At 71.4% G+C, this 4,261-nt stretch carries 5 protein-coding genes; 3 read left to right on the forward strand and 2 right to left on the reverse strand.

Translation table 11 applies throughout. From position 1 onward, the window contains the following. Together G6018_RS12320 and G6018_RS12325 are read right to left on the reverse strand one after the other, a co-directional pair. Nucleotides 1-243, reverse strand: a 243-nt coding sequence (locus G6018_RS12320; RefSeq protein WP_182639752.1) for an FAD-dependent oxidoreductase, incomplete at its 3' end; no start/stop codon positions are given. Beyond that, nucleotides 240-821: a hypothetical protein gene (locus G6018_RS12325; protein ID WP_182609682.1), complete on the reverse strand. Its 582-nt coding sequence runs from the start codon at nucleotides 819-821 to the stop codon at nucleotides 240-242. The genes G6018_RS12325 and G6018_RS12320, both read right to left, overlap by 4 nt. 145 nt (nucleotides 822-966) lie before the next feature. Between G6018_RS12325 and serA the strand changes: the two genes are divergently transcribed. The 3 genes from serA to G6018_RS12340 form a co-directional block, all read left to right on the forward strand. Continuing rightward, nucleotides 967-2,559 carry a phosphoglycerate dehydrogenase gene (gene serA, locus G6018_RS12330; protein ID WP_182639753.1) on the forward strand — a complete coding sequence of 531 codons (1,593 nt, stop codon included), beginning with the start codon at nucleotides 967-969 and terminating at the stop codon, nucleotides 2,557-2,559. A gap of 16 nt (nucleotides 2,560-2,575) precedes the next feature. Continuing rightward, entirely contained in the window at nucleotides 2,576-3,595 is a 1,020-nt protein-coding gene (locus G6018_RS12335) for a 3-isopropylmalate dehydrogenase (protein ID WP_179525513.1), read from the forward strand. Nucleotides 3,596-3,679: 84 nt separating this feature from the next. Beyond that, nucleotides 3,680-4,261, forward strand: a 582-nt coding sequence (locus G6018_RS12340; RefSeq protein WP_182639754.1) for a cyclic nucleotide-binding domain-containing protein, incomplete at its 3' end; no start/stop codon positions are given.

Genomic DNA, 4,261 nt, shown 5'->3' on the forward strand with positions numbered 1-4,261 from the left:
GAAGAACGGCGCGGCGGCGGCCATCGGGTGGACCGCCGAACACGGGTCGACGACGAGGTCCGCGCCGAGATCACCCGGCATGCCGTCCATGGGCAGGGTGCGGCACCCGCCCCCGATGGTGTCCTCGGCCTCGAGAACCACGACGCGACGGCCCGCGCGGGCGCACAGGAGTGCCGCGGCGAGGCCGTTCGGCCCCGACCCCACCACCACCACGTCGGCCCGCACCGGCGCGGAGGACCTCACTCGAACACCGCCAGGCCGTAGGTCCGGCGCAGTTCCTCCAACACCTTCTCCTGGGCCACGGCCTGCTCCGCCAGATCCAGGAGGACGCGTCGGGTGCCGGGTCCGCCCACCTCGTCGTCGTCGCCCCGTGAGGGCTGGTCGGCGACCCACGAGTCCGCGAGCAGTTCCCACATGGAGCGCTTGGCCACCACGAGGGTGCGTAGCGCCTCCAGCAGCGCGAGCCGCGCCAGCGGATCGCTCAGCACCGGCCCCACCGGAAGCACGGAGAACGAGAGACCGGTCGACAGTCGCAGCAGTCGCCGGCCCGGGGTCCCGATGGGGGTCAGCCGGGCCAGCAGCGCGGCGGCGGTGTCGATCTCCTGCTCGAACTGGGCGCGCAGGGGCTCCAGGCGGGTCTTGTCGGTCTCGTCGACGGCGCGGATGCAGTGGTCCAGGAGGCTGCGACCCACCGCCGCCCCGTAGAGGTGTGCCCGGAGATAGGAGGCGACCGCGGTCGAGCCGCGCGCGGGGGCGAGGACGGGCATCCAGGGGCTGGGCAGGCGGACCGGGAAACCGGTCGACCGGGGCGGGCGCAACATAGGTGATCCGTTCGTCGGACGTCGGTCGGGGCCTGCGGTGACATCAGCCACGGTAGGCGTCCCGGGCCACCCCGGCCACTGGTCCTCGGCGGTGTGCGGTGGCCTAGACTGGGTGTGCCCAAATTGACACCGAGGAGATCCCACTGTGACAGCATCCGGACGTCCCGTCGTCCTCATCGCCGACAAGCTCGCCCAGTCGACCGTCGACGCGCTCGGCGACGCCGTGGAGGTCCGCTGGGTCGACGGCCCGGATCGTCCCAAGCTCCTCGAGGCCGTCGCCGATGCGGACGCGATCCTCGTCCGCTCCGCCACGACCGTCGACGCCGAGGTGATGGCCGCCGCCCCGAAGCTCAAGATCATCGGTCGCGCGGGTGTCGGCCTCGACAACGTGGAGATCCCCGCGGCGACCGAGCGCGGCGTCATGGTGGTCAACGCGCCCACCTCCAACATCCACTCGGCCGCCGAGCACGCCGTCGCCCTGCTCATGGCCGCCTGCCGCCAGATCCCGGCCGCCGACCGCACCCTGCGCGAGCACACCTGGAAGCGCAGCTCCTTCAACGGCGTCGAGTTGCTCGGGAAGACCGTCGGCGTGGTGGGCCTGGGTCGGATCGGTCAGCTCGTGGCACAACGTCTGGCGGCGTTCGAGACGAACCTCATCGCCTACGACCCCTACCTTCCCGCCGCCCGCGCGGCCCAGCTCGGGATCGAGCTCGTGGACATCGATGAGCTGGTCTCCCGCGCGGACATCATCACGATGCACCTGCCCAAGACCAAGGAGACGGCCGGCCTGCTCGACGCCGGGCGGCTGGCCCGGGCCAAGGACGGCGTCGTGATCGTCAACGCCGCCCGCGGCGGACTCATCGTCGAGGACGCGCTCGTCGAGGCCCTGAGGTCCGGGAAGGTGCGGTCCGCCGCCCTGGACGTGTTCGACACCGAGCCCTGCACCGACTCGCCGCTGTTCGACCTCGAGAACACCGTCGTCACGCCGCACCTGGGTGCCTCCACGAGCGAGGCGCAGGACCGGGCCGGCACCGACGTCGCGCGCAGCGTGCTGCTCGCCCTGCGCGGGGAGTTCGTCCCCGACGCCGTCAACGTCACCGGCGGCCCGGTCGGCGACGAGGTCGCTCCGTGGCTCGACCTCGTCCGGAAGCTCGGACTCATCGCCGGTCACCTGTGCCCGGGTGTGCCCACCACCGTGACCGTCGAGGTCGCGGGCGAACTGGCCGCTGAGCAGGTGGACGTGCTGGGTCTGGCCGCCCTGCGCGGGATGTTCTCCGCCATCACCGACGAGCCCGCCACCTTCGTCAACGTCGGCCAGATGGCCGAGCAGCGCGGTGTCACGCACTCGGTCGAGACCCGCAGCGAGTCGAAGTCCTACCGCAGCACGGTCACCGTCACCGCGGTGGCCGCGGACGGCGCGTCGGCCCATGTCACCGGCACGCTGGCCGGTCTGGACCAGGTGCAGAAGATCGTCCGGATCAACGAGCGCGGCTTCGACATGCGTGCCGAGGGTCAGAACCTGTTCGTCCACTACTCCGACCGCCCGGGCGTGCTCGGAAAGGTGGGCTCCATCCTCGGCGGGGAGGGCATCGACATCCAGGCCGCCGCGCTCAGCCAGGACGTCACCGGTGAAGGTGCCTCGCTGATCCTGCGGGTCGATCGTGCGGTCGCCGAACCGACCGTCGACCGGATCGTCTCCGAGCTCGACGCCACGGCGACCCAGATCTCCCTGGTCTGAGCGGGGGTCGGACATCATGAAGCTCGCAGTCATCCCCGGAGACGGGATCGGTGTCGAGGTGACGGCCGAGGCGATCCGGGTCCTGGACGCGCTCGTCCCGGGGGTCGAGAAGACCGAGTACGACCTGGGCGCGCGCCGGTATCTCCGCAACGGGGAGACCCTGACCGAGGCGGACATCGAGAGCCTCAAGGGCCACGATGCGATCCTGCTCGGGGCCATCGGCGATCCGCGATCGGTGCCCGCCGGGGTGCTCGAACGCGGGATGCTGCTCCCACTGCGGTTCGCGCTCGACCACCACGTCAACCTCCGCCCGTCGCGTTTGTACCCCGGTTCGGGTACCCCGCTCAAGGACCCGGGTGAGATCGACTTCGTCGTGGTCCGCGAGGGGACCGAGGGGCTCTACACCGGCAACGGTGGGGCGATCCGCGTGGGGACACCCCACGAGATCGGCACCGAGACCTCCGTCAACACCCGTTTCGGCGTCGAGCGCGTGGTGCGCGACGCGTTCGGCCGGGCGCGGTCCCGCCGAGGCAAACTGACGCTCGTCCACAAGACCAATGTGCTGGTCAACGCGGGTGGGCTCTGGCAGCGCACCGTCGACGAGGTGGCCCCGGAGTTCCCGGACGTCGCGGTCGACTACTGCCACATCGACGCCGCGACGATCTACATGGTCACCGAACCCTCGCGCTTCGACGTGATCGTCACCGACAACCTGTTCGGCGACATCATCACCGATCTCGCCGCCGCCGTCACCGGGGGCATCGGCACCGCCGCGTCGGGGAACATCGACGCCTCGGGAACCAACCCGTCCATGTTCGAACCGGTGCACGGTTCCGCCCCGGACATCGCAGGACAGGGCAAGGCCGACCCCACCGCGGCCATCCTGTCGGTGGCGCTGATGTTGAGGCACCTGGGCAGGGTCGCCGAGGCCGAGCGCGTGGAGGCCGCGGTCGAGGCGGACCTCGGGTCGCGTGGAGACCGTCCCGTGGTGACCTCCGAGGTCGGCGACCGGATCGTGTCGGCGGTCAGCGACTAGGAACCGGGCACCACCCCGCGGCCCGCGGGTGTGAATCGCGTGAAGCGGATCACACCGCGGGCCGTCGGCGTACAGAGTGGACCCATGGACGTCGAACTCGCCGAGGTGAGGGATTTCCTCGCCCGCTGCGCCCCCTTCGACGAGCTGCCCGGTGACCAGCTCGACCGGATCCCCGCGCGGCTCTCACAGCGGTACCACCGCCGGGGAACGGTGATCCTCGACGCCGGTGCCCGGAACGACACGCTGCACATCATCCGGTCAGGTGCCGTGGAGGTGTGCGACCCGGACGGCGTTCTGCTCGACGCCCGGGGCGAGGGAGACTGCTTCGGCTACTCGTCCCTGTCCCACAGCGGGCCCTCGCGCTACCGGATCGTGGCGGTGGCCGACACCCTGCTGCTCGAGATGCCGGCCGGGGTCCTGGACGACCTGGCCACCGAGCACCCTCATCTGCGGCGGTTCTTCGGCGAACGGAGCGACCGGATCCGCCAGGACCTCGCCTCGGCGCGGCTCGAGGCCGCGGGCGGGGACGCGCTGGGCACGCCGGTCGGGGAGTTGCTCGCCCGCGACGCGGTGACCACCGGCCCCGACACCACGATCCGCGACGCCGCGAGCCTGATGACCGAACGCCGCGTATCCGCGCTGCTCGTGGTGGAATCGGGCCGCGTG

The organism is Dietzia sp. DQ11-44 (assembly GCF_014145205.1).
GTDB classification, from domain to species: domain Bacteria; phylum Actinomycetota; class Actinomycetes; order Mycobacteriales; family Mycobacteriaceae; genus Dietzia; species Dietzia natronolimnaea.

Excerpts from the sequence above, each read along its gene's own strand:
- G6018_RS12325 (WP_182609682.1), bottom strand. The coding sequence starts at position 821 with ATGTTGCGCCCGCCCCGGTCGACCGGTTTCCCGGTCCGCCTGCCCAGC.
- G6018_RS12335 (WP_179525513.1), top strand. The coding sequence starts at position 2,576 with ATGAAGCTCGCAGTCATCCCCGGAGACGGGATCGGTGTCGAGGTGACG.